20 protein-coding genes are annotated in these 24,138 nt (G+C 68.0%); 11 read left to right on the top strand and 9 right to left on the bottom strand.

Features of this window, described 5'->3' with window-relative positions; translation table 11 throughout:
* Window positions 1–99 precede the first annotated feature (99 nt).
* Window positions 100–1,425: a carboxylesterase family protein gene (locus J2X42_RS04700; protein ID WP_396134019.1), complete on the top strand. Its 1,326-nt coding sequence runs from the start codon at window positions 100–102 to the stop codon at window positions 1,423–1,425.
* 15 nt (window positions 1,426–1,440) lie between these two features.
* Here the strand turns inward: J2X42_RS04700 and J2X42_RS04705 are convergent, their stop codons facing one another.
* The gene (locus J2X42_RS04705) at window positions 1,441–2,271 is read right to left on the bottom strand and encodes an alpha/beta hydrolase (protein ID WP_310162711.1); all 831 of its coding nucleotides are present in this window, start codon (window positions 2,269–2,271) and stop codon (window positions 1,441–1,443) included.
* A 129-nt stretch (window positions 2,272–2,400) separates the two neighbouring features.
* The gene (locus tag J2X42_RS04710) at window positions 2,401–4,797 is read right to left on the bottom strand and encodes a phosphoketolase family protein (protein ID WP_310162713.1); all 2,397 of its coding nucleotides are present in this window, start codon (window positions 4,795–4,797) and stop codon (window positions 2,401–2,403) included.
* A gap of 224 nt (window positions 4,798–5,021) precedes the next feature.
* Between J2X42_RS04710 and J2X42_RS04715 the strand changes: the two genes are divergently transcribed.
* Complete coding sequence (locus J2X42_RS04715) at window positions 5,022–5,621, top strand: hypothetical protein (protein WP_310162714.1); 600 nt, start codon at window positions 5,022–5,024, stop codon at window positions 5,619–5,621.
* Between the two features lie 38 nt (window positions 5,622–5,659).
* On the opposite strand, the gene J2X42_RS04720 is transcribed toward J2X42_RS04715, so the two are convergent.
* The gene (locus tag J2X42_RS04720; protein ID WP_310162715.1) at window positions 5,660–6,052 is read right to left on the bottom strand and encodes a DUF1761 domain-containing protein; all 393 of its coding nucleotides are present in this window, start codon (window positions 6,050–6,052) and stop codon (window positions 5,660–5,662) included.
* Window positions 6,053–6,171: 119 nt separating this feature from the next.
* On the bottom strand, window positions 6,172–7,023 hold the full coding sequence (locus J2X42_RS04725; RefSeq protein WP_310162717.1) for a DUF6597 domain-containing transcriptional factor: 852 nt from the start codon (window positions 7,021–7,023) through the stop codon (window positions 6,172–6,174).
* Between the two features lie 170 nt (window positions 7,024–7,193).
* On the opposite strand from J2X42_RS04725, the gene J2X42_RS04730 reads away from it, so the two are divergent.
* Window positions 7,194–10,736, top strand: coding sequence for a discoidin domain-containing protein (locus J2X42_RS04730; protein ID WP_310162719.1), 3,543 nt, complete (start codon window positions 7,194–7,196; stop codon window positions 10,734–10,736).
* 19 nt (window positions 10,737–10,755) lie between these two features.
* Here the strand turns inward: J2X42_RS04730 and J2X42_RS04735 are convergent, their stop codons facing one another.
* Window positions 10,756–10,887, bottom strand: coding sequence for a hypothetical protein (locus J2X42_RS04735; protein ID WP_310162722.1), 132 nt, complete (start codon window positions 10,885–10,887; stop codon window positions 10,756–10,758).
* Here J2X42_RS04735 and J2X42_RS04740 point away from each other — a divergent pair.
* The 8 genes from J2X42_RS04740 to J2X42_RS04775 all read left to right on the top strand — a co-directional run bounded on the left by J2X42_RS04740 (window position 10,886) and on the right by J2X42_RS04775 (window position 18,183).
* A complete protein-coding gene (locus tag J2X42_RS04740; RefSeq protein WP_310162724.1) occupies window positions 10,886–11,470 on the top strand; it encodes a histidine phosphatase family protein in 585 nt (194 codons plus the stop codon). The two genes, J2X42_RS04735 and J2X42_RS04740, sit on opposite strands and share 2 nt — an antisense overlap.
* A 125-nt stretch (window positions 11,471–11,595) precedes the next feature.
* Complete coding sequence (locus tag J2X42_RS04745; protein ID WP_310162726.1) at window positions 11,596–12,594, top strand: LacI family DNA-binding transcriptional regulator; 999 nt, start codon at window positions 11,596–11,598, stop codon at window positions 12,592–12,594.
* Between the two features lie 153 nt (window positions 12,595–12,747).
* Entirely contained in the window at window positions 12,748–14,037 is a 1,290-nt protein-coding gene (locus J2X42_RS04750) for an ABC transporter substrate-binding protein (protein ID WP_310162728.1), read from the top strand.
* Window positions 14,038–14,039: 2 nt separating this feature from the next.
* Window positions 14,040–15,002, top strand: a complete 963-nt coding sequence (locus J2X42_RS04755) for a sugar ABC transporter permease (protein WP_310162730.1) — start codon at window positions 14,040–14,042, stop codon at window positions 15,000–15,002.
* Complete coding sequence (locus tag J2X42_RS04760; RefSeq protein ID WP_310162733.1) at window positions 14,999–15,913, top strand: carbohydrate ABC transporter permease; 915 nt, start codon at window positions 14,999–15,001, stop codon at window positions 15,911–15,913. The genes J2X42_RS04755 and J2X42_RS04760 overlap by 4 nt, the downstream gene beginning before the upstream one ends.
* A 45-nt stretch (window positions 15,914–15,958) precedes the next feature.
* On the top strand, window positions 15,959–17,092 hold the full coding sequence (locus tag J2X42_RS04765; RefSeq protein WP_310162736.1) for a Gfo/Idh/MocA family oxidoreductase: 1,134 nt from the start codon (window positions 15,959–15,961) through the stop codon (window positions 17,090–17,092).
* Window positions 17,092–17,841, top strand: a complete 750-nt coding sequence (locus tag J2X42_RS04770) for a ThuA domain-containing protein (RefSeq protein ID WP_310162739.1) — start codon at window positions 17,092–17,094, stop codon at window positions 17,839–17,841. Before J2X42_RS04765 ends, J2X42_RS04770 begins: the two co-directional genes overlap by 1 nt.
* A gap of 3 nt (window positions 17,842–17,844) precedes the next feature.
* On the top strand, window positions 17,845–18,183 hold the full coding sequence (locus tag J2X42_RS04775; RefSeq protein WP_310162741.1) for a transcription initiation protein: 339 nt from the start codon (window positions 17,845–17,847) through the stop codon (window positions 18,181–18,183).
* On the opposite strand, the gene J2X42_RS04780 is transcribed toward J2X42_RS04775, so the two are convergent.
* Genes J2X42_RS04780 through J2X42_RS04795 form a run of 4 tightly spaced genes read right to left on the bottom strand, consistent with a single transcriptional unit; the run spans window position 18,180 to window position 23,989 of the window.
* Window positions 18,180–20,120, bottom strand: coding sequence for a DUF2264 domain-containing protein (locus tag J2X42_RS04780; RefSeq protein WP_310162743.1), 1,941 nt, complete (start codon window positions 20,118–20,120; stop codon window positions 18,180–18,182). The two genes, J2X42_RS04775 and J2X42_RS04780, sit on opposite strands and share 4 nt — an antisense overlap.
* Window positions 20,121–20,157: 37 nt before the next feature.
* Window positions 20,158–20,847, bottom strand: a complete 690-nt coding sequence (locus J2X42_RS04785; protein WP_310162745.1) for a ThuA domain-containing protein — start codon at window positions 20,845–20,847, stop codon at window positions 20,158–20,160.
* Window positions 20,844–21,995: a substrate-binding domain-containing protein gene (locus J2X42_RS04790; protein ID WP_310162746.1), complete on the bottom strand. Its 1,152-nt coding sequence runs from the start codon at window positions 21,993–21,995 to the stop codon at window positions 20,844–20,846. Before J2X42_RS04790 ends, J2X42_RS04785 begins: the two co-directional genes overlap by 4 nt.
* On the bottom strand, window positions 21,992–23,989 hold the full coding sequence (locus J2X42_RS04795) for a heparinase II/III family protein (protein WP_310162748.1): 1,998 nt from the start codon (window positions 23,987–23,989) through the stop codon (window positions 21,992–21,994). The genes J2X42_RS04790 and J2X42_RS04795 overlap by 4 nt, the downstream gene beginning before the upstream one ends.
* Between the last annotated feature and the right edge of the window lie 149 nt (window positions 23,990–24,138).

Genomic DNA, 24,138 nt, shown 5'->3' on the forward strand with positions numbered 1-24,138 from the left:
AACGTACACCTGGGGCCCAAAAACCCTTCGATTTTGGGCCCCAAGTGTACGTTCGCGCGTTGTCAGCGGCGGACCAGGAAACTGTGGAATCGTGGCCTTGTGAGTTCCGAGCCTTTGTTTAGTCCCCCGTGCGGTCCCATCACCGGCTGGCGGGACGGTGACGTGGTGCGCGCAACGGGCATCCCCTTTGCCACCGCGGCCCGCTTCCAACCCCCTGCCAAGGCGACGGACTGGACCACGGCCTTTGCCGCAACATCGCCCGCCCCGGCCTGCCCGCAGGGCCCTGTGCCGTTCCTCGACGACGTCCTGGGCACCCGTTACGGCGAGCTCCCCGGCAGCGAGGACTGCCAGCGGCTGTCCATCACGGTTCCCGCCAGCCTTGCCGACGGTGAGCAGGTCCCGGTCATGGTGTGGCTGCACGGCGGGTCCTATACCTCCGGCTCCGGCGACCTGGCCATCTTCGACGCCACGTCCCTGGTGTCCGAAAACCGCGTCATCGTTGTGTCCGTGACGTACCGGCTGGGCCTGTTCGGCTACTTGGCCACCGGAACGGGACGCCCCGCGAACCTCGGTCTGCTGGACCAGCTCGAAGCCTTCCGCTGGGTGCAGCGCAACATTTCCGCCTTCGGCGGCGATCCAGGCCGCGTCACAGCGTTCGGGCAGTCCGCCGGGGGCGATTCCGTGGCCCATCTCATGGCGACCCCTGAGGCGCCGTCGCTGTTCCAGCGGGCCATCATCCAGAGTGCACCGCTGGGGATCACCCGGGGCCGGCACAAAATGAGCCACGCCATGGGCATCGCGGCCGAAGCCGTCACGGAGGACACGCCTGCCATGGACGTCGTTGCCGTTGAGGACCGCGTGTCGCAGGTGGCCCGGAAGTACGGGCTGATGGCGGCCATGCCGTTCGGCACGCAGTACGGGCACGCCCCGCTGCCACCCGAAGCCGATATTGAGGCGGCCTGGAATGCGACCGCTCCGGACATCGAGGTGCTGATCGGGCACACTGCCGATGAAGCCCGGCTCTTCCTCCCCCGCAGTCCCTTGGTCAGCCGGCTGGGCAAGGTTCCCATGCTGGGCGGCCCCGCCGTGCGTGCCATCAACTGGGCGGTGACGGAGGCGGTGTACGGCCGGGCAGCCCGGAAGTTCGCCCGCCGCCACGCCCGCGCCGGCGGCAAGGCCCACAGCTACGTCATCTCCTGGGGCGCCACCGGAAATTACTACCGGGCTGCGCACACCGTTGACCTGCCGCTGTTGTTCGGAAACCAGCAAACGTGGGCAGCCGCCGGTCTCCTCACAGGGTCCACGTGGGATGAGATCAACGCCGTGGGCCGGGAACTGCGCAGCCTGTGGGCAGCGTTCGCACGCGGGGACGGCCTGGCCGAAGCAGGCGGAATCCCCGGCGCCCTCCACTACCGATCGGAGTAAGCGCGCGGAAGGTTTTCAGGTACCTGCCACAGCGCTGCGGATGGCCTCCACCAACAGGTCCTGCCGCTGGAAGTATGCGTTGTGCCCGGCGTTGTCGACGATGAGCAGGCGGCAGCCGGGGACCGTGGCGGCAACGTGCTCGGCGCCGCGGCGGATGCGCGGCCTTTCGGCGTCCCCGATGAACACCAGCAGGGGGCTCGTGATCGACTCCAGCCCCTTCTGGAACGCAGCGACGTCGTGGGCGTCAGCGCTGAGGAACTCGCCCTGGCTTGCCTCCAGGCTGCGCGGGTGGCGCGCGGCTTCGATCGCAGCGGCGGTAGACCGGACCCGGATGTAGCGGGCGTGGTCGAGCGGGTTGGCAGCGATCCATTCGTCCGTGAAGGAGTTTCTCACCCCCAGCCAGATCCGCTCGTCGGCGTCGAGCGAGCTGAACACCTCAAACGTCTCCGGCTGGCCGGGTTGCCCGGGCGGCGGCACCACCAGCGGCCAGCCCATGCCGCAGACCACCAGCGCGGCCGCGTCGTCGGGATGGCGGACGGCCCAGCGAAGAGTGGTCATGCCGCCCATGGACTGCCCCACGATGACCGGGTTCTCCAGGCCGAGCGAACTGATGAAGTGCTCCAGCTCTGCCGCCCGGTCAACCAGCGGCCCCTGCCGCGGCGAGTTCGATGACCAGCCGTGGTCGTAGGTGTCGTACGCAAGCACCCGGAAGTCGTGCTCCAGCTCCGCGATGATCGGTTCCCAGCAGGCCGCCGCGGAGGCATGGCCGTGCAGCAGGACCAGCGGCTGGCCGTGGCCTGAGTCGGTGTAGTGGATGTCGTTGCCGAGCACGTCAAGCCATGGCATGGGGACGGTTCCCTCCGGGCAGCGGGCCGCCGGTCGGCCCTCCGCCAACCAGCGTTCCAGAACCCGGTCCGCGTGTCACGGTGCGTCCAGACCCGCGGGCCGAAAGTGACGGGTCACCGAGCAGGGCAGCTAGTCCTTTTCCTGCTGCCGGCCCAGCGCCCAGTTCCGGATCTCCTCCGGGTCCTCGCCGTGCGTGCGTGTGTGTTCCCGCGCTGCAATCCTGCGGTCCTGGAGGGTCTGGCGCAGGAGGGAGTGCTTTTCGGCCAGGCCGGGGACGCGGTCGATCGCGTCGATCGCCAGCTGGAAGCGGTCGATGCCGTTGAGCATGGCCATGTCGAAGGGCGTGGTTGTGGTGCCCTCCTCCTTGTAGCCGCGAACGTGCAGGCCCTCCTGGTTGGTCCGGCGGTAGGCCAGCCGGTGGATCAGCGACGGATAGCCGTGGTACGCGAAGATGATCGGCTTGTCCGGGGTGAAAATTCCGTCAAAGTCCGACGCCGGGAGGCCGTGCGGGTGCTCACTCACGTCCTGGAGCCGCATCAGGTCCACCACGTTGACCACCCGGACCTTCAGCCCCGGGGCACCCTGCTTCAGCAGCTCGGCAGCAGCCACGGTTTCCACCGTGGGCACGTCCCCGGCGCACGCCAGGACAACGTCCGGTTCCTCCCCCGCCACCTCGGAACCCGCGAATTCCCAGATCCCCAGGCCCCGGCGGCAGTGGTGCTCGGCGTCGGCAGGCCCCAGCCAGGTGGGCGACGGCTGCTTGCCGCTGACCACAATGTTCACGTAGTCCGTGGACGCCAGGCAGTGCTCCATGACGGACAGCAGGGTGTTGGCGTCCGGCGGCAGGTAGACCCGGATGACCTCGGCCTTTTTGTTCACCGCGTGGTCGATGAAGCCCGGGTCCTGGTGCGAGAAGCCGTTGTGGTCCTGCTGCCAGACATGTGAGGACAACAGGTAATTGAGCGAGGCCACGGGCTGGCGCCACGGGAGCTTACGGTGCACCTTCAACCATTTGGCGTGCTGGTTGAACATCGAATCGATAATGTGGATGAAGGCCTCGTAGCAGCTGAACACTCCGTGCCGTCCGGTCAGGAGGTAGCCTTCCAGCCAGCCCTGGCACAGATGCTCGCTGAGCACCTCCAGAACCCGGCCCGACCGCGCAAGGTGCTCGTCGGCGTCGTCAATCCGGTACTGCCACACCTTGTCGGTGACTTCGTAGACGTTCTGCAGGCGGTTGGAAGCCGTCTCGTCCGGTCCGAACAGGCGGAAGTTCTCCATGTTCAGCGAGATCACATCCCGCATCCACGAACCCAGGGTGATCATGGGGCTGATCCGCTCGGTGCCGGGTTTGGGCACGTCCACGGCGTGGGCCTCATAGGCGGGCAGTTCCAGCGCGCGGCGCAGCTGCCCGCCGTTGGCGTGCGGGGTTGCGCTCATGCGGAAATCACCGGTGGGGGCAGCCTCGGCGATGCCGGGCCGGAGCCTGCCATCGCCGTCGAACAGCTCCTCCGGACGGTAGGACTGCAGCCACTCCTCAAGAAGTTTCAGGTGTCCGGGGTTGGTGCGGACCTCGGACAGCGGCACCTGGTGGCTCCGCCAGGTGCCTTCCACCTGCAGGCCGTCCACGGTCTTCGGGCCGGTCCAGCCCTTCGGCGAGCGCAGCACGATCATGGGCCAGCGGGGCGCCCCTTCGTCACCTGCGGCGTTCGCATCGCTTCCCCTGCGGGAGTCCTGGATGGCGCGGATCCCGGCCAGGCAGTCCTCCAGGGCAGCGGCGAAGTCCCGGTGTGCCTGGACGGTGTTGTCCGGGTCGGCGACCGTTACGAAATACGGCTCGTGGCCGTAGCCGCGCAGCAGCTGTTCCAGCTGGGCTTCCGGCATCCGGGCGAGGATGGTGGGGTTGGCGATCTTGTAGCCGTTCAGGTGCAGGATGGGCAGCACGGCCCCGTCGGCGGCAGGGTCCAGGAAATTGTGCGAATGCCAGCTCGCCGCGAGCGGTCCGGTTTCGGCCTCGCCGTCGCCGATCACGACGGCGGTGACCAGCTGGGGATTGTCGAACACCGACCCGTAGGCGTGCGCCAGCGCGTACCCGAGTTCGCCGCCCTCGCTGATGGATCCCGGCGTTTCGGGGGCTGCGTGGCTGGGGATCCCGCCCGGGTAGGAAAACTGCCGGAACAGCTCAGCCATGCCGGATTCGTCGTTGCCCACGTGCCCGTAGATCTCGGAGTACGTACCCTCCAGCCAGGCGTTGGCCACCACTGCAGGGCCGCCGTGTCCGGGCCCGGCCACAAACAGCATCTCCTGCGAGTCCCGGCGGATCAGCCGGTTCAGGTGCGCGTAAACGAAGTTCAGGCCCGGTGTGGTGCCCCAGTGGCCCAGCAGGCGGGACTTGGTGTCCTCGGCGGCGAGTGGCTTCCGGAGCAACGGGTTGGCGCGCAGGTAGATCTGGCCAACTGAAAGGTAGTTTGCGGCCCGCCACCAGCGGTCCACGAGTTCAAGTTCGTCCTGCGCCAAGTTGCCGGCCATAGCCATCCTTACGTCGCACCGCCGCCGCTGCGGCCGTCGCTCCATCCGAACAGAAGACAGACGCACTGGCAACCTCTGCGGTTCCCCGGCCGCCGTCCCGGCCGGGCAGGATGTGCCGGGCTGCGGGCCCTGCCGCCCGTTCAAATCGGCTCGGCCGTCCGGCTTGACCAGGCCTGCAAAAGGGCACTTCCGTGCTGCGTACCACCGGGTAGTGTGTACCCAGAATGTTCACGCTGACCATCAATCAAACGGACAGCCGGCGCGATGGTGACCGGGTGCCGCAGTTACTCAAGGACCTGCGGCACATCCCCGCGCGCCTGGACTTCGACCGCTCGGTGGAAGACGAAGTGCAGGGCATCGTGGACTGTCCGCACCAGGCAGTGGAGGCTGCGCTGATCGCCCTGCGCTCCGGGTCCTGGTACGTGGGCATTGGCGTGGGTCCCGTGAATGAGCCGCTGCCGAACCTGATCAAGGATGCGTCCGGTCACGGCCTGGTCTACGCCCGCCGTGCCGTGGACAGGCTGCGGAACGGCAAGGACCGGGTACCGGTGGCCGTGGAGGGACCGCTGGCCGACGTGGCTTACGAGGCCGAGGCGGTGCTGCGGATCCTGGGCCATATTGTGCGGGACAGGTCCGGCGCTGAATGGCGCGTCCTGGACCTCATGACCCCCGGCGTCCGCGGGCAGCAGAAGGCGGTGGCACAGGAACTGGGCATCACCACCCAGGCCGTAAGCAAGGCGGTGGCCCGGTCGCAGTGGGCGGAGGAACACGCCGCCCGCCCCGCCGCCGCACGGCTGCTTTCCCTTATCCTCGAGGTGCGCTGAACGCAGGGTCGATACCACCCCGGCGCCGCCCGCTGCCGCTACTGCAGAGCACCGATGATCGCCCCCATTGCCGTGAACGCCACGACGTTGTAGCTGGCGTTGATGGCGAACAGCGTCAGGCTGCGCCGTTCAAACAGGTAGTTGATGCCCAGCGCAGCCGCCACCCACGCCGCTCCCGCAGCCAGCCCGGCCAACGCGCCGAAACCCGCGCCGCCGTCGCCAATGAACGCAGCCAGCACCACCGCCATGACCAGCCCGAGCAGGAACGACCCCACAAAAACCCGGACGGTCCCGCGTTTGAGCTGCTCGTCCGTCACGCCAGCCTCGCGCTGCCACACTTTCGCGAAAAGCACCGAGTACCAAAGGCCGCCCACCACAAACGTTGCCAACGCCGCCAGCAGAACGCCCAGCCAGCTGATGTCCAGTCCCATCACAGCCATCCTTCCCGGAGACGCCGTTCAGCGGCATCCCCTGGCTGGAGCCTATGCCCGCCGGCGGGCCGGGTCTTGTACAAAAGCCGCACCGCCGGGTAGGCGGGATCCGCACCTTCTCAGCGTGCCGCCGTCGGAATGTCCCCCACGCTCCGGAGCGGGACGAAGATGGCGTATTCCGGCCCGTGTTCCCGGATGAGGCGGAGGTATTCCGACGGCGTGAAGCCGCTGAAGTGCCGGAAAGTGCGGATCAGATGGGGCTGGTCGTAGTAGTCGGCCAGCCCCAGCAGTTCCCGCCCGCTCGCGCCGTCCGCGGGCAACCGGGCTGCGGCGTTGACGAAGCGGTAGAAACGGCACACGTCGGCGTAGCTCTTGGGCGTGATACCGCAGTCGCGGAACATGATCCGCTGCAGTGTGGACGGGTTGATCCCCAGGCGCCGGGCGAGCCCGGCCACGGGCACGTCATCCTCCGCCAAGACCGCGGCAGCGGTCACTGTCCGCTGGTCCGCGCCGCCGCGGAGCCTGGAGCTGAGGAAGCTTTCAAGGGCGGCGAATGCGGTGGCCGGTCCGGCGTCCGTCAGGGCAGCGCGCAGGGCAGTGAAGCCGGGCAGGAAAGCGTCAGTGGCCTGCACTTTTCCCTGCAGTTCCGACGGCGGCACCTCCGTGAGCGCCGCGATGCCGTAGGGCTGCAGCGCGGCACCGATGTTGAACAGCTGCGGCGGGTTCTCGCTGATGAGGTAGCTGCGCTGGATGCCGGAATAGAAGCCGGCGGCCACCTCTGTGGCCCCGTGGTCCGGAGCCGCGGCAAACGGATCGATGAGGCGGTACGGCGAGGACAGGTTCAGGATCAGGTGCGCCAACGGGCCGGGAAGGATCTTTTCGTACCTCGCCGCCGGTTCGCCGCGCACAAACCAGAAGTGGCTGACATACGGCTGCAGCCGGGCGGGGGCGGGACACTCCTCGTAGAGCACACGAGCAGTCTACGGCGGGCCGGCGTTCCGGCAGGAAGAGCGCTGAACACCTCTGACCGAGCACGAACGAGCCTGTTCGGATCCCTTGAACCGGAAACACCTCGAACATAGTCTCACTGTGCCCGGCTTTCCGGATCAGCACCGCTCCCCCGAGACCACGAGGTATAACAATGGCGTTTTCCGCACGAAGAATCCGAAGGCCGGTGGCCGCCCTGGCAGCGGCCGTTACCGCCGCGGCAGGGCTGGCGATGCTGCCGGCCGCACCCCCGGCAGCAGCAGACGGAGCAACCCCGGTGACCATCACCCCGAACCCTGCCAGCCGCGGCGAGGCGTTCGAAGGATGGGGCACCAGCCTTGTCTGGTTCGCCAACGCGACGGCGGGCTACTCCCCCGAGCTGCGTGAAGAGCTGTACCAGAAGGTCTTCGGAGAGGACGGGCTGAACCTCAACATCGCCCGCTACAACGTGGGCGGCGGAAACGCTTCGGACGTGCCCGACTACCTCAACGACGGCAGCGCCGTGGAAGGCTGGTGGAAGCCGGTTACCGCGCCCGCAGCAGGCACGGCCGCGTCGGACCTCTACAACCCGGACGGCTCCGTGGATCCGGCCCAGGCGAACAAGCTGGCGTTCCTGAACCAGTGGAACCCGGACGATCCCGCGTCCTACAACCCCGACGCCGACCAGAACCAGCGCTGGTGGGTGGAACGGCTGGCCGCTGACCAGCAGATCACCCACTGGGAGGCATTCAGCAACTCCCCGCCCTGGTTCATGACCAAAAGCGGCTACGTCTCCGGCCAGGTCAACTCCAACAAGGGTGAAAACCTGTTGCCCCAGGCCGAAGCCAAGTTCGCCGCCTACATGAAGCACGCCGTCGAACTCCTGGAGACCGGCAGCGGCATCACCGTGGACACCATCGATCCGTTCAACGAACCCAACTCCGGGTACTGGGGGACGGCGATCGACCCGGCAACCGGGAAACCGCCCACCAGCTACACGCAGAAGCAGGAGGGCGCCCTGATCTACCCGGCGGCCCAGGACCGGGTCACCAAACTGCTCGCCGCCGAACTCGCCAAGCACAGCACCACCACGGACGCCGTCATCTCCGCGATGGACGAGACCGATCCCACCAAGTTCATGACCAACTGGAACGGCTACAGCCAGGCGGCGAAGGACGCCGTCGCCCAGCTCAACGTCCACACCTACGGCACCAATGACCGCCGCCGGGTCCGCGACCTGGCGAACTCCACGGACAAGCCACTCTGGATGAGCGAAGTGGGCGGATTCTGGCCCGGCAACCCGACGCTCGGCGACTCCACCAGCGGCTGGGACCGCTCCAACATCACCAACGGCCTGGGCATCGCCGGCCGCATGGTGAACGACCTCCGCGAGCTCGAGCCCGACGCCTGGGTCTTCTGGCAGCCCGTGGAGGACACCTACAAGCAGGAAAAGGGCGACAAGGGCTGGGGCTCCATCTACGTCGACTTCGACTGCAACTACGAAGGCCGCGCGGGCTACTCCAACCGCCGGCTCAACGACGGCGTGTCCGAAGATCAGGCAAAGTGCCGCGTCCTGACCAACCAGAAGTACAACACCACCCGGAACTTCACGCACTACATCCGGCCCGGGGACTTCCTCATCCAGAACGACAACGCCAAGACCGCGAGCGCCCTGGACGCTGACGGCAACGGCGCCACGCTGGTGCACTTCAACGACACCCCGACGGCGGAAAGGGTCACCATCGACCTCAGCCGCTTCGGCGCCATCGCGCCCGGCGCCACCGTCACGCCGGTGGTGACCACCAAATCCCCACTCGATGACATCGAACGCAACGCGCTCGTCAAGGGCGCCCCGGTCGCCGTCGACGCCGCGGCGAAGTCCGCGACGCTTGAGGTTCCCGCCGCCTCCGTGGTGACATTCGTCGTCGACGGCGTCAGCGGGGTTGCGGAGGACGCCGCACCGGTCAAGGACGGCCACAGCTACCACCTCACCGGCGATGCCAGCGGCAAATACCTCACCGGCCGCGCAGACGGATCAGCCTCCATCCAGGAGCTGGGAACGACGGCGGCGGAGGTCACCCCGCAACTGTGGACGTTCCACGCCGTGGACAGCGGCGATGAGTACGCCAACGACCGCCGCTGGGTGGTCACCAACAGGGACGGGCGCGTGCTGACCGGCAACGGCGGCGTGCTGAATGCGAGCCAGTCGGGAGCCGCGGCCCTGGCGGCCATGGGCCTGGAGCAGGCCAAAACCGCCCCCTCCGCGCAGTGGATCGTGACCACCGAAAACGGCAGGCAGTGGTCCCTGGTCAACGCCGCCGCGGCCATCGCCCTGCAGGTTTCGGGGAACCAGACTGCGGCCGGAACGGCCGTCGCACTCGGCTCCTCCACCGGCACCACGGCCACCGCATCCGGCAGCGCCCACCAGTCCTGGGGATTCACGGACCTCGCGGACCTGGCGCTGCTCGGTACAAAGCCGGTGGATCTCAGCACGCCCATCGGCGTCGTGCCCTCCCTTCCCGCCACCGTCACGCCGCTGTACAAAAAGGGTGAAGGCCGGCCCGTGCCGGTCCAGTGGGACGCCGTTGACCCCGCCGCCTGGAAGAAACGTGGCACGGTAACCATTGGCGGTACCGGCACCGACGTGTATGGCCAGGTCTTCAACGGCGCCAAGGTCACCGTGACAGTCGGAAAGTACACGGCCACCGACCCCGTATCCGCCACGGTGGGCACCGGAGCAACACTCGCCGAGGTCCAGGCTGCGGCACCGGCAACCGTGCCGGGGCAGATCGGCACCGGAACGGCAAGGAACAGCCTCGCTGTCACCTGGGACTGGAGCGCTTTTGATCCTGCTGCGTTGCAGGCCGCCGGAACCGCCACCGTGCGGGGCAAGGCAGCCACTGGCGTCGACGGTGACAAGCCGCTCGACGCGCAGCTGACGGTCCTCATGGTGGACCGCGTCCCCAGCAGCCACATCTGCAAGGACGACACCACCACCAGTGTCACTGCCAGCTACACCGAAGGCTCGTACATCGCCAAGAACACGTGCGACGGCAACGCCTCGACCCGCTGGTCGAACTGGGTCAGCGGAGGCCGCAGCGGCGACACCCTGAGCTACGCCTTCAGCCGCGACTACACGGTGGACTCCGTGACCGTGACACTCGCCGAAAAGGCGGCGCAGAGCCTCACGGTCCAGTACCAGGATGCAGCCGGCGAGTGGAAGGACACGACGGCGGGAACCGTCACCGGCCTGGGCACGGCCGCGCCGTCCAAGGTGTCCTTCAGCCCCGTCACCACGCGCGGCATCCGGGTGGCGCTGGCAACTCCGGGCTCCTACACCAAGGTGTCCGAGGTGGCCATCGCAGGATCGCGCCTGGGTGAGGCCGGGCTTGCCGATCTTGGCCGCCTCCTGGTGGGGCAGAAGTCAGTGGCCGGCTTCGCGGCCGGAACCACCGGCTACACGGTGCTGACGACGTCGGCGGCGGCACCAACCGTGGCCGCATACCCGCTGGACACCAACGCGGTGGTTTCCATCGTCCAGGCAACGGCTGGCCACCCGGCGGCGGTCACGGTGACCGCCCCTGACGGCACCACGAAGAACTACACGGTGGCCTTCGTGAGCGGAAAGGCCGCCTGCGCGAACGGCGGCTGGGCCACCAACGTTGAGCCCGGGTTCGCCTCCGAAGGGGAATGCGTCAGCTACTTCGCTTCAAAATAGAAGCTGATGTAAGGGCACCTCAGGCTCCCTGCGGGAACCGCAGGCACGGCCGTTGCAGCACCGGAACCGCGGGTGCTGCAACGGCTGTGGCGTCGTAGGACGACGCCGCAGTTTCCGGAGCCCGCCCCACGTCGGGGAGAATGGAGGGCATGACCCTCACAACCTTCGCCCTCATCCGCCATGGCCAGACAGACTGGAATGCGCAGCGCAGGCTGCAGGGTGCCACCGATATTCCACTGAACGACGTCGGCCGCGGCCAGGCGCGCGACGCCGTCGCCGTGGTGTCCGCCCACGAATGGGACGCGATCGTCTCCTCGCCGCTGAGCCGTGCCGCGGAGACCGCAGATCTGATTGCCGCCGGACTCGGGCTGAGCGTTGCCCGCCGCATTCCGGAGCTCACAGAGCGCAGCTTCGGGCCCGCGGAGGGCCTGCAGGCCGGCCCCGAACTGGACGCCCTGCGCATTCCCGGCGGCTTCCGCGGCGCCGAAAGCGACGACGAGGCAGCCTCCCGCGGGTTGACCGCGCTCGAAGCGCTGGCCGAGGAGTTCCGCGGCCGCCGAGTCCTGGTGGTTGCCCACGGCACGCTCCTGCGCGTGAGCCTCGGCCGCGCCATCGGCCGCACCCTGCAGAGCGTCGAGAACGCTGCCCTCAACCTCGCCCACCACCACGCCGTTGACGGCTGGCAGCTTGAGTACTTCAACGGCGAGCCGGTCATGGAGACCGCCGGCGCCTAACCGGCCTTCGGTTCTTTTCGATCCGGTCCCCGGCCGGCGGGCGGCTATGCTGGGGAAAAACCGGCCGCAGCACGGCACGGCATGGCGGCAAGGACCAGAGGCGCTGGTCGCGGAAGGACAACCGAATGGCGCGAGCGACAGTCCAGGACGTCGCTAAGACGGCAGGAGTGTCAGTCGGGACGGTGTCACGTGTCCTGAACAAAAGCCCGGCCGTCAGCGAGTCCAGCAAGGAAAAGGTCACAGCGGCCATCCGCCAGCTCAATTACCGGCCCCTCGCCTCCGCTCGCGACCTGCGCCGGGACCGGACCATGCGCATCCTGGCCCTCGCCAAAAACCTGAACTCGCCCATCATCAGCGAAGCCTTCCGGGGCGTCGGCGACGCCGCGGCATCATCGGGCTACGTCAGCCTCATCGCCCCGACGGCCGGGAACCTGGAACGGGAACAGCAGCTGGTGGACATGCTGCGGAACGGATCCGTGGACGGGCTGATCATGTTTTCGCCAACGATGCCGGATGAAGATGTCAACGACATGGCAGAGCAGCTCAGCGTTGTCCAGATCTGCGAAATCGCCGATTCCGAGGCGGCATTCGGCGTATCCATCGACGACCGGCAGGCAGCCTTCGACATCACGCGGCACCTCATTGAGACGGGCGGCCGCCGTTTGGCGATGATCGGCAACAGGGCCGCCCGTTCCGGCCGGCTGCGCGAGGAAGGCTTCCGCCGGGCAGCCGCCGAAGCGGGCATGTTTCCGGAGCAGATGCTGTTCGTCGAAGGCGAGTTCGACTTCCACACGGGGCGCCGCCTCACCAGGAAACTGCTGACGGCAGACCCCCTTCCCGACGCCGTGTTCTGCGGCAGTGATACCGTCGCCGCCGGCTGCGTCCGGGAAATCACCGACGCCGGCCTGCGGGTGCCCGACGACATCGCGGTGGCGGGCTTTGACGACTCAGTGCAGGCGGAAATGTGCGTGCCCGAGCTGACCACGATCAGGCAGCCGGCGTATGACATGGGGCGGCTGGCCTTCGAGGAGCTCCTCGCACGGATGACGGTGCCCGGCCCGCACCGCCGCGGCCGGACCTTCCTCCCGCATGAACTCGTGGTGCGGGACTCGACCAGGACCTAAGACGGGGGTTGACACCCCGGCGTGGCGGCTGTCACACTACTTTGGAATCGATTCCAAACTTCCACGGGGAGCATTTTGCCTTCAATTTGGAATCGATTCCAATTGAATGACAAGAGAACTCGAAAAGACGCCGGCAAGGCAAAGGAGCCATTTGTGGACTTGATTCGACTGACTTCCCCACGACCCGCTGTTATCGCGGCTGCGGCCCTGGCGACGGGCCTGATGCTGAGCGGATGCGGCGGCGGAGCAGCGCCCCAGGGCGCCGACAACGCGGCGGCCGCCGATCCGGCGTCGGCGGCCAACGCCACCGGCAGCATCAACATCTGCGGCGGCAAGGACGCCTCCGGCATCTACAAGGGCACTGCCGATGCCTTCACTGCGGCGAACGGCAAGGTCACCGCCAAGTACACCGAGATCGGGGCGACCACCGACGAGGCCCGCACGCAGGCCGTGCAGCGGCTCGAGGGCAAGTCCACCGAATGCGACATCTTCCTCACCGACGTCATCTGGACCTCCGAATTCGCCTCCCAGGGCTGGCTCCTGGACCAGACCAGGCTCGTCGAGGCCAACAAGGACCGGCTCATCCCCTCCACCGTGGAGACCGCAAAGTACGACGACAAATACTGGGCTTCGCCGTTCTTCACCAACGCGGGGCTCGTGTATTACCAGAAGGACAAGGTGGCCAAGCCGGAGACCTGGCAGCAGCTCTACGCGGAGGCAGCGAAGGCTCCGGGCAACAGCTTTGTCTACCAGGGCAAACAGTACGAGGGCCTCACCGTGAATTTCCTGGAGATGCTCTACAGCGCCGGCGGCGAGGTGCTGGACGCCCAGGGTGAGGTCGCCATCGACTCACCGGAGACCCGTGAGGTGCTCGACTTTATGAACCAGGGCCTCAAGGACGGCTCGGCGGAGCGTGCCGTGCTGACCTACAACGAGGACCCGGGGCGGCTTGCCTACGAGTCCGGCAACTACGGCTACCAGCGCAACTGGCCGCACGTCTACCGCCTGCTCAACGCCAGCCCGCTGGCAGGCACCTTCGGTGTGGCTCCGCTTCCGGCCTGGGAAGGCGGCAAGGCCTCCGGCGTCCTGGGCGGCTGGAACCTGGCCATCTCGGCCCACTCGACGAACCAGGCCGGAGCCGTGGCATTCATCGACTTCGCCACCACCCCGGACTGGCAGAAGCACGTGGCCATGGACTTCTCGCAGGCCCCGGTCAACGAGGCTGCCTACTCCGACGCCGCCGTCCTGGCGAAGATGCCGTTCGCCACCGAACTGCTCGCCTCCGTCAAGGGCGCCAAGCCGCGCCCGATCTCCCCGGTCTACCCGCAGATCTCGCAGGCGATCTACAAAAACGTCTATGCCGTCCTCTCCGGCGCTGCCTCCACCGAGGACGCCGTGAAGACGATGGCCGAAGAGATCACCACCGCAAAGGCGAGCTTCTGACCATGGCAACCAAGTTCCTCTCCCCCGGCCGCGGGGTGAACAGCAGCGGGGTGAACAGCCGCGGCGTGAACGTCCGCGACCGGGCGGAGCGGCGGCTCGCGGTCCGGATGACCGCTCCGTCCCTCGTGCTCATGGCCCTGGTCGCAGCTGTCCCCATCGGCTACGCGCTCTGGCTGTCCCTGAACCAGTACAGCGTCCGCACCGCCGGCCTGTCCCGGTTCGTCGGCCTGGACAACTACATCACGGCCCTCAGCGGGCCGCACTGGTGGGCAGCCTTCGGCCAGACCTTCCTCTTCGCAGGACTTTCGGTCTCCCTCGAGCTGGTGCTCGGCACTGCCATGGCACTGCTGCTCAACCTCGCCTTCAAAGGCCGCGCCCTCCTGCGCACCGTGGTCCTGCTGCCCTACGCGGTGGTGACCGTGGTCAGCGCCATCACCTGGGAAACGATGTTCCAGCCCAACCTGGGCCTGGTCACCAACGTCCTTTCGACGCTTGGCCTGCCCGGCGGCGATGTCGTCTGGCTCGGCGAGCACGGCTACGCGATGGCCGTGATCGTCCTTGCCGACGTCTGGAAAACGACGCCCTTCGCCGCACTCATCATCCTGGCCGGCCTGCAGGTCATCTCAGCCGAGACCTACGAGGCCGCAGAACTCGACGGCGCCGGCAAATGGCAGACATTCGTAAATATCACCCTGCCGCTGCTGCGCCCGGCAATCGTCCTCGCGGCGATCTTCCGCACTATGGACGCCCTGCGCGTCTTCGACCTGCCGTTTGTGCTCACCCGCGGCGCCAACGGCACCGAGTCCATGTCGATGCTGGCCTACACCCAGCTGCGCGAGAACCGCCTGGTGGGCGAAGGATCGGCGCTGTCCATCCTGACCTTCCTCACCGTCATGGCCGTTTCGGTGGTCTACATCCGCTTCGCCGGCGGCAACATCCGTGAAGTCGCCAAGGAGGAACAATGAGCACCCTGACTGCACAGCGCACGACGGCGGGACCCGCCGCCCCCGGCAGGTCACCAAAGCGCAGGTCACCCAGGCGCAGGCTTCGCGGCGAGGAGAAGCTGCACCCGGTCGTGTGGGTCTTCGTCTTTGCCGTGATGGGATTCTCGCTCATACCGTTCTACTGGCTGGTCAACACCTCCCTGAAGAAGGGCGTGAGCCTGTCCAAGGGCGAACTGTTCCCGAGCCAACCCACCTTCGAGAACTACCTGGCGGTGTTCCAGAACCCGGAGTTCCTCCTGGCCCTGCGCAACTCGGTGATCATCGCCGTCGTCACCACCACCGTGGCGCTGGTGTTCGCTTCTTTCGCCGCCTATGCCCTGGCCAGGCTCAAGATGCGCCGCAAAGCCCTGATCCTGACCCTGATCCTCTCGGTCACCACCTTCCCGGCCATCGCCATCGCGGCCCCGATGTTCTCGATCTGGCGCGAAATCGGCCTGTACGACACGCTGCTGGGCCTCATCATCCCGAAGCTGACCTTTGCGTTGCCGCTGGCGATCTACACGCTGACATCCTTCTTCAAGGAGATCCCGCGTGAGCTGGAGGAATCGGCGTACATGGACGGGGCCACGCCGTTCACCGCCTTCCGGAAGGTCATCCTGCCGCTGGCTGTTCCGGGTCTTGCCACCACGGCGATCCTCGTGTTCATCTCGGTGTGGAACGAATTCCTGCTTGCCGTCACCCTCACCACTTCCCCCGAGGCCCGTCCGGTCCCGGTGGCGATCGCGTTCTTCAGCGGAACCAGCGAGTTTGACCAGCCATTGGGCACCATCAGTGCCGCGTCGGTGATCATCACGGTCCCGCTGGTCATCCTCGTCCTGGTATGCCAGAAGCGCATCGTTTCCGGCATGACCGCCGGCGCGGTCAAGGGCTAAACCCAGCCAACCATGTCCGCAACAACAGAAGAAAAGGAAACATCCGTGAGCAACGAGCAGTCCCCGGGACAGCAGGCCGCTTCCCTGAAGGAACCACAAGCCGGAGAACTGAGGGTGGGCGTCGTCGGCATTGGCTGGGCGGGACAGCAGCACCTGAAGGCCTACGATTCCCTGGAAGGCGTCCGCATCGTGTCGCTGGCAGGGATGGAACAGGAGCTCCGCGAATCCCTGCAGGCCGAATACTCGATCCCGAACGCCTTCGCCGGCTGGGAAGAGATGCTGGAGCACGGCGGCCTGGACGCGGTCAGCGTCGCAGTGCCCACCTTCCTGCATGCACCCATCGCCATCGCCGCCCTCGAGCGCGGCCTGCACGTGCTGAGCGAGAAGCCAATCGCGCGCAACGCCGTCGAAGGCCAGGCCATGGTAGACGCCGCCCGCAAGGCCGGGCGCGTCCTGGACATCGCCTTCAACCACCGCCGCCGCGGTGACATCCAGGCGCTCAAGGAAGTGATCGACGACGGCGGCGTGGGCCGCCCGTACTACGCCAAGGCTTCCTGGCTGCGCCGCTCCGGCATTCCCATGCTGGGGAGCTGGTTCACCAACCCCGAACTCGCAGGCGGCGGGCCGCTTGCCGACATCGGCGTCCATGCCCTCGACTACGCCCTGCACCTGCTGGGCGAACCAAAGGTCGTGGCAGTGTCCGCCACCACGCATTCAGAGCTGGGCCCCCGCGGCCGCGGCGGCAACGACCGCTACACCGCGATGGCCACCAGCCACGCGTTCGAGGTGGAAGACTTCGCGTCCGCGTTCCTGCGCCTTGAGGGCGGCGCCACGCTGCTGATCGAGGCGGGCTGGGCGACCTACCGGGAGACGGACGACCTGCTGGACTTTACGGTCTACGGGACCGACGGCGGAGCCGAACTGAAAGTGCAGGGCGCTCCTTTTGCCCCCGTTGGCCAGCTGAGGGTGTTCACGGAAAAAGACGGCGAAAACGCCGACTACGTGCCGGCTGCGCTCCCTGGCCGGGCGCACGATGGTGTGGTGGAAGACTTCGTCACGGCCGTCCGGGACGGTGCCGCGGCCTGGGGCGAACATGATGGCTCGCTGGCCCTCTACCGCGCCCAAATTATCGATGCGTGCTACCAGTCGGCACGCGAACAGAGGGAGGTTCGTCTCTAATGAACGACAAACTGAGGATCCGGGTCTGGAACGAGGGCGTCCACGAGGCACTCAATGAGCCGTCCCACATCGGGGAGATCTACCCTGACGGCATCCACGGCGCCATCGCGGCCGGCCTGCGCTCCTTCTATCCGGAAGCGGAGATCACGACGGCGGTCCTGGCCACCGACGATGAACACGGCCTCGACGAGGAGATCCTCGCCGACACCGACGTGCTGCTGTGGTGGGGCCACATGGCACACGCCGAGGTGACCGAGGCCGTCGTCGAACGCGTCCACCGGCACGTCCTGGGCGGGATGGGGCTGATCGTGCTCCATTCGGGGCATTTCGCCAAGGTGTTCACCCGGCTGCTGGGCACCAGCTGCTCGCTGGCGTGGCGGAACGAGGGCGAACGCGAGCTGGTGTGGACCGTCAAGCCCTCCCACCCCATCGCCGAAGGTGTGGACAGCCCCATCGTCATCCCCGAGCAGGAGATGTACGGCGAGCTGTTCGACATTCCCGACCCCGACGACCTGATTTTCATCAGCTCGTTCGCCGGCGGCGAGGTGTTCCGTTCCGGGGTCACGTTCACCCGGGGCATGGGCAGGATCTTCTACTTCAGCCCGGGCGACCAGGAATACCCCGTGTACCACCACCCGCAGATCCAGCGGGTCCTCGCAAACGGCGTGCGCTGGGCCGCGCAGCCCGGACTGCACCGCTCGGTCCCGGCCGTGAGCAACCCTGCCAGGGACTGGTTCGGGGAGGCGTAGGACATGACCAAATACCTCATCTCCTTCCCGAGCGACGCCATGGTGGTCACCGCCGAGGAGTTCCCGGCCGTCGTTGCAGAATCCCACGCTGTGATCGAGGAGGCGAAGGCTGCGGGCGTCTACGTGTTCGGCGGCGGGATCGCGGAGGACATCGCTCCCGTGCTGGTCTCCGCCGACGGGTCGGTGGGCACCGAGATCTACCCGGGCTCCGAACTCAAGGGCGGATTCACCGTGCTGGAGCTGCCGACGCGGGAAGACGCGGTCGAATGGGCGAGGAAGATCGCGGTTGCCTGCCGGTGCCCGCAGGAGCTCCGCGAGTTCGGGTACGACGCCGCGAGCTAGGCGCTTGTAAGTCCCTCCCAAACGGCGGCGGCGTCGACGGTGGTCCCGTCCGCGAACTCGAAGCGTCCGCCGGGGCCAGGGCCGCCGTCGGCCGGGACAAACCGGACGGCGCCGGCTTCAGCGCTTCCCGCGCCGGCGAGGACGACGACGGCGGCGTAGTCGCCGTCGTTCGCCGCGCCGGACGTGCCAATCCAGGGAATAGTGAGCCGCTCCCCCATCGGGTGCGGGGCCTCCCGGCGCCAGGTTCCGGCGTCGTCCAGGGGTGAGCCCCAGCCGGCAAGGGGACGGATTTCGCTGGCCACCGGGGACTCGGCATCCACGGGCCAGCCACCGATCCGCAGCCGCGCGGGCGCTGTGGAGGACGTGCCGCGGACCCGGACCAGCCTGAGCTCCACGGCACGGCGCGTCAGCGAGACCACGGTGACTTCCGGCCCGGGGGTCGCCGTGCCCCTGGCCCCGCTGCCGTGGTCCGGGCCGCCGTCGGGATCAATCTCGATCCAGTTGACGGTGGCACGGGAGGCGCCGGCCAGGACGCCGCCCAGGTCCTTCTGGCCCAGGAATTCAAAGCCCGTACGGTGCGTGGGCCGTGCCCCGGCGTCAACCAGCACGACGGCGTTGTCCAGGGATTCCGGCTCAAGGTCCGGGAACGTGTGCGTGGAGTATCCCAGCCGGGCGTACAGCGGGGAATCGGCCACCGCGGCTCCCGCGTTGGCGTGGTCCGTGCCGTGGTTGCGGATCCGGACCACGCCGTCGGACGCTGTTCCGTCCACCTGCCAGCCGGGCGCCGCGATCAGCCGCTGGGTGTCGCCGGTTTCCACGGGCAAGGGCTCCTCGACGGCGGTCCACACCCGGTGGTCCGCCGGCAGCGCCAGGCCCAGGAAGCCCTTGGCGGCCCAGTACGGCGAGCCTGCACCGGAGTAGGACTGCTTCATTCCGGCGAACTCGCCGTGCCAGCCGATCGAGAGCAGGCCCTCATCGGTGATGGATCCGTGGCGGGCGAAATAGTCCAGCATGCCGGAGGCCGCGCGCCGGCCCATCCCGGGGGACAGCCGGGTATGGCCGGAGAGCTCGCCCACCCAGAAGGGCGCCGCCGCTGCGAAGCGGTAGATGAGGCTGCGGCCCTGGATCAGCGGGGCCCCGTTGCCGCCCACAAGGTATGCGGCGTCGTCCAGGAAGTCGGCGAGCCGTTCGCCGTCGAGCTCTTTCCGGGCCTTGACCCGGGGATCATCCGGCGCCATCAGCGCCCAGAGCTGCGGGTAGACCTGGAAGGCCCAGCCCACGTAGTGGTCGTAGGCGCGCTCGGGGCCGTCGGCGAACCAGCCGTGGCCGCGGTAGAGCGAATCGTGGGTGGCCAGGCCGGAGTCGATGTCCTCGTCCGAAAAGCGCCCGCCGACGCTGGCCAGGAAGGTCTCCACCACAATCTGGAACCAGACCCAGTTGATGGGCGGGTACTCCTCACCAATCACGGTTTCGAACCACGCGACCAGTTGCTCCTGGACCCGCTGCGGGAGCTTGTCCCACAGCACGTCCCGGGTCAGCGCCAGCCCCACGGCCAACGACGCCGCCTCCACCTTTGCCTGGCCCAATTCGCCGGGCGTGGGCCAGCGGTCCGGGTTCCCGGGGTTGGTGCCGGCGTCCAGGCCCTTCGCGTACCAGTCTGCGATCCACCCTGTTCCCTGCGGGTCGCCGGCGATCCGGAAGGAGGCCAGCAGGAAGGTCCGGGCGAAGGCTTCGAGCGAGTCACTGCGCGGGCCATAGGCGCTGTTGGCGCCGGGCAGGTGGATGTTGGCGTGGTCATCGGTGCCGTAGCGCTGGGCCGAGCGGAGCAGGTAGTCGGCGTAGGCGCACCAGTGCCCGCGGGTCAGGCCGGTGTGCGGCGAAAGCCCGCGGTCCAGGGCGGGCAGGGTCAGGGCAAACGGGGTCGCTGTGGATGGCATGGGGTCCTCAGGGTTGGAGGGCTGGCGGTCAGGAAGCCTAGCCGGCGGTGAGCCAGGCGATGGCACGGAGCAGGAGTTCGCGATGCTCGGGCGAGTCGTAGGAGGCGGCGTCATGGCCCAGGGCGTCGTAGAAGGTGCGTCCCGGCCGGCGGTCCAGGGACCACATCACCGGATGCTCGCGGTCCTCGTGCGTATGGGTGGCATGGACGGTGATGCCGGGCGCTGTCCGGAGGTAGCTGTAGCGTTCGTCCGGCAGCTCGAAGTCCTGGATGCCCTCCGCCAGGGCGCCGGATTCCGGAAGGACGCGGATCGCCGCCGGCCCGTACTCGGGATGCATCGAGGTCCCGCGGATCCAGCGGCCGCCCAGTCCGGTTTCCCACTCAGGGGCATCGATGAAGCTGGTGGAACTGACATGGCTCACCAGCAGCGGACGCCCGTCCGCCAGCCAGCGCCGCAGCCCGGCCGTGGCTTCGGGGGTCGCGGGCGAGGGCCGGTCATCGCGCGGAAGCCCCACGTTCACCACGAGCAGGTCCGGCAGCCCGGCGCCGGAGGCCAGTCCTGCCAGGGCAGCGTCGACGCCGTCCGCCAGCTCGACGGCGAACCCCGCCTCCTCCAGCAGGTCCGCCAAGGCCGCGGACGTCTCCGCGAACGGGTGCCAGAGGTCCGCGTACCGGCCGACGCCGCTCAGGAGCAGCGCCCGCGGAGCCGCCGGCCTGCCCGCCGTCACAGGGATTCCTGGAGCACGCCGGACGCCGGGACCCGCGGCGCACCGACGGATGACTCGCGCAGGATCAGTTCCGGGTTCAGTTCAATCCGGTGCACCGGCCGCGTGCGTCCCTCCGCGAGGCGCGCAGCCATGAGCTGGACGGCAACCTTCCCCACGTACTGTTTGGGCGGGCGGACGGCCGAGATGGCGGGCTCGGCGAGGTAGGCCACTTCGTCGTCGTATCCAACGATGGCCATGTCGCCTGGAACCTGGAGTCCCTTGTCCACGCAATGCTGCACAAAAGCCACCGCCTGGGTGTCCGAATGGACCAGCATGGCCGTGGTCCCGGTCTTTTTGCAGAGCTCCAGGACGTGGTCGAAGTGTGCTGCCCGGTCGCCGTTGTCCAGCTTGGCCGAATCCTGATGGACGGAGGCCTCCACCGGGATCTTCAGGGCTGCCATCGCCTGCCGCCAGCCGCGCACCACGTGCGGGCTGGTGGGGCTGGCGGAATCGGTGAGGCAGCCGATCTGCCGGTGGCCCTCCTGCCACAGGTGCCGGACCGCCATGCCGGCGCCGAACGCGTGGTCCGTGGCAACCCATTCGAGGCGGTGCGCCGGGTTTTCCACGGGAGAGCGCCGTTCAGCCAGCACCACCGGAATGGGCAGCGCGTTGAGCCAGCGGAGCAGCTCCTGCCCTTTTTCGCCGGTCATGTCCGGGGCGACGATCAGGCCGTCGATGTTTTGGGTGTCGAGCAGGGCCTGGACCTGCCGCCGGTTGTCGGCGGCGTCATAGGCCGAGCCGCGCACCAGGATCCGAAGGTTCTGCATCTCGGCCTCTGCCCTCGCGCCGCTGATGACCTGCGGCCAGTAGTAGTCCAGGGACGGCACAACCATGCCGATCGAGTAGCTGTGCTGCGGGGTCCGGGCAGCCGTCGCCGACCGGTCCAGCGGGCTGGGCAGCGTGGCTCCCCCGTGGACCCGCGACACCAGGCCCTCATCAGCCAACAGGTTGACGTCCCGCCGGATGGTCAGCTCGCTGACGCCCAGCTTTGCCGCAATGCCGCGGACCGTGATGGCTCCGTGGGCGCGCAGCTCCTCCATCAGCCGCTCGCGGCGCTGGAGCGAGAACAGGGATTTCCCGGCACCTTCGGATGGTTGTTCAGGGCTCATGGTGTTGCCTCCACTGTCAGGGTGAATGTGCCGGCTGGGCGGTGTTCTTCGGGCAGGCGGAAGCGCAGGCGCGTCAGCCGTGCGCCCCACACATCGGACAGCAGGGGGTCATCCAGCAGCCATTCATCCACCAGGACGACGGCGGCGCCCGGCTCCCAGCGCAGGCGGAGCCCGCTGCCGTTCCCTGCGGTGGGGATGCCGTCCGGCAGGATGGTGGCTGAGCCCTCTTCACCGAGGCGGAGGGTGCCGGCAGCGAGGTAGGTGATGTCGACGTCGGGCGTTCCCCCGGCCGGCACCTCCGGAAGATCCCAGCGGTCAGCGACGACCACCCGCCTGTCCTCCCGGTTCAGGGATGATGTGCGGATCCACTGCTCCGGGCGCATTCCGTACGCCGCTCCAAGCGCCAGCCTGAGTGTTGGTTTGCCGGGGCTGGGCGCCTGCAGGACGCCAGCCGCGAAGTCCCTTCCGGTGCCCTGCTCCAGGCCGAACGGCGCGGGAACGCTGTGCCAGGCGCTTTGCATTGCCCGGATTTCGTACCGGTCCGGGCTGAAGGTCTTCGCCGTGTAGGTGGGCTGGCCGGCGTCCACCAGCAACGGAACGCCGTCGACGGCAACCACCAGGGAGCCGACGTCGCGGTGGTTGTGGTGCTCCCCGTTGTGCCCGCCCTTCGCGGCGAGCAGCAGGCCCTGGTCCGTGCCGGCGGTTTCGCGGGCCACCATGATCTGCACCGACGGAAGGTAGGTAAACGGCACCAGCGGCGCGTGACCGCATGCTTCGGCGCCGCGGGTTTCCGTCCCCCGCAGGAGCGCGTGCAGCACCCGGCCCAGTCCCGCCGTCGCCACCGGCTGGCCGGAGACGAAGGACTCTGCATGTCCGGCGGCGTCACGGTCGTCGAGGCGCAGCGCCCATCGGTGCAGCATGTCCCACGGCAGACCGCTGGCCGCCCGGGCCGGACCGTCGGCAACGTTGAGGAACCAGCTTCCGCCCAGGTGCATCCGGTGCGGAAAAGCGACGAGCTGGCGGACCACGGGGAGGTCGACGTCGAGCGCCCCGTTGGTGGCTTCCTCCAGCAGTGCGAGGCCCTCCAGCGCCCTGCCTGCCCCGTTCCACCAGTAGGCGAAGCCCTCATCGATGGCTCCGTCGGCGGGCAGGGAGGCGAGGAAACGGTCCAGGCCCTCGATGCAGCGGGCTACGGTGGCTGCCTGGAGTTGGGGATCGTCCACCAGGAACAGCGCTGCGGCAATCAGGTTGGTGTGGATCCACGGGTTCCAGTTGTGGACGTCCCCGTCCAGCCCGAGCCAGTGCCAGTCCTTCCGGCCGAGGAAGGGGGTGATGACACGTTCCTGGGTTTCCTGCCGGATCCGGCGGCGCAGGCCGGGCGCCCTGGCATCCAGGGAGTCGCCCAGCACGTAATCCGTCCACGCGAGCTGCGCGGCGACTTCGCCGGCGCCGAGATCCAGGTACGGCCGGGACTTGTCCGGCACCACCTCGCCGCTGCGGCTGAAGACGTCGTCGTGCGCAGCCCAGCTCCACGAGCTCTGTTCGCAGAGCAGGTAGACGCCGTCGACCACCTCGTCCAGCCACTCGGCGTCGGCTCCGTCCCCGGCGGCGCCGCCGCCGGCAACCATTCCGCCGTCCCGTCCGGAGAGCAGGGCCATCGCAACGGCACGCGTCAGCCGCTGCTGCCGCGCCCCCACCAGCCCTTCGTAGGCGGTGCGGTTGCCGTCCCGGAAGTAGCGGGCGTAGTGCGATACCAGGGGCTGCGGCCAGGCTGCCCCCTGCTCCGTCCGCGCCTGGGCGGCCAGACCGGAGGAGGCCGCCTCGCTGACGCCGAGCCAGGCGGCATCGCCCAGCGGACGGACGCGGAGTCCGGACAGGCCGCCGGCCAGCAGGTCTGCAAGGCCGGAAGGGGATGCGTTCGTTCCCCAGGCGGAGGCGAGAGGGCGGACGCCCAGGGCCATGGACGGCGTGCCGCCGGCAGGTGGTGGATTCATTGAAGACTCTTCTCGGATGTTCGAGTTAGATCGTTTTAGATCGAAGCTGAACGAGGTGATTGATCTGTCTTGTTTATGAGTATCTACTGATTGTTAGATGTGATGCAAGACATGAAATCGCCCCCGAGGGCAACACCAAGAAACCTGAA

The sequence above is a fragment of the Arthrobacter sp. BE255 genome (assembly GCF_031457335.1).
GTDB lineage: Bacteria > Actinomycetota > Actinomycetes > Actinomycetales > Micrococcaceae > Arthrobacter.

What these genes read in the sequence shown, in the direction of transcription:
- J2X42_RS04770 (WP_310162739.1), top strand. Translation starts at nt 17,092, where the DNA reads ATGAACGACAAACTGAGGATCCGGGTCTGGAACGAGGGCGTCCACGAG.
- J2X42_RS04790 (WP_310162746.1), bottom strand. Translation starts at nt 21,995, where the DNA reads ATGAGCCCTGAACAACCATCCGAAGGTGCCGGGAAATCCCTGTTCTCG.
- J2X42_RS04775 (WP_310162741.1), top strand. Translation starts at nt 17,845, where the DNA reads ATGACCAAATACCTCATCTCCTTCCCGAGCGACGCCATGGTGGTCACC.
- J2X42_RS04715 (WP_310162714.1), top strand. Translation starts at nt 5,022, where the DNA reads ATGTTCACGCTGACCATCAATCAAACGGACAGCCGGCGCGATGGTGAC.
- J2X42_RS04740 (WP_310162724.1), top strand. Translation starts at nt 10,886, where the DNA reads ATGACCCTCACAACCTTCGCCCTCATCCGCCATGGCCAGACAGACTGG.
- J2X42_RS04780 (WP_310162743.1), bottom strand. Translation starts at nt 20,120, where the DNA reads ATGCCATCCACAGCGACCCCGTTTGCCCTGACCCTGCCCGCCCTGGAC.
- J2X42_RS04755 (WP_310162730.1), top strand. Translation starts at nt 14,040, where the DNA reads ATGGCAACCAAGTTCCTCTCCCCCGGCCGCGGGGTGAACAGCAGCGGG.
- J2X42_RS04760 (WP_310162733.1), top strand. Translation starts at nt 14,999, where the DNA reads ATGAGCACCCTGACTGCACAGCGCACGACGGCGGGACCCGCCGCCCCC.
- J2X42_RS04735 (WP_310162722.1), bottom strand. Translation starts at nt 10,887, where the DNA reads ATGCCCTCCATTCTCCCCGACGTGGGGCGGGCTCCGGAAACTGCGGCG.
- J2X42_RS04710 (WP_310162713.1), bottom strand. Translation starts at nt 4,797, where the DNA reads ATGGCCGGCAACTTGGCGCAGGACGAACTTGAACTCGTGGACCGCTGG.
- J2X42_RS04730 (WP_310162719.1), top strand. Translation starts at nt 7,194, where the DNA reads ATGGCGTTTTCCGCACGAAGAATCCGAAGGCCGGTGGCCGCCCTGGCA.
- J2X42_RS04720 (WP_310162715.1), bottom strand. Translation starts at nt 6,052, where the DNA reads ATGGGACTGGACATCAGCTGGCTGGGCGTTCTGCTGGCGGCGTTGGCA.
- J2X42_RS04705 (WP_310162711.1), bottom strand. Translation starts at nt 2,271, where the DNA reads ATGCCATGGCTTGACGTGCTCGGCAACGACATCCACTACACCGACTCA.
- J2X42_RS04745 (WP_310162726.1), top strand. Translation starts at nt 11,596, where the DNA reads ATGGCGCGAGCGACAGTCCAGGACGTCGCTAAGACGGCAGGAGTGTCA.
- J2X42_RS04795 (WP_310162748.1), bottom strand. Translation starts at nt 23,989, where the DNA reads ATGAATCCACCACCTGCCGGCGGCACGCCGTCCATGGCCCTGGGCGTC.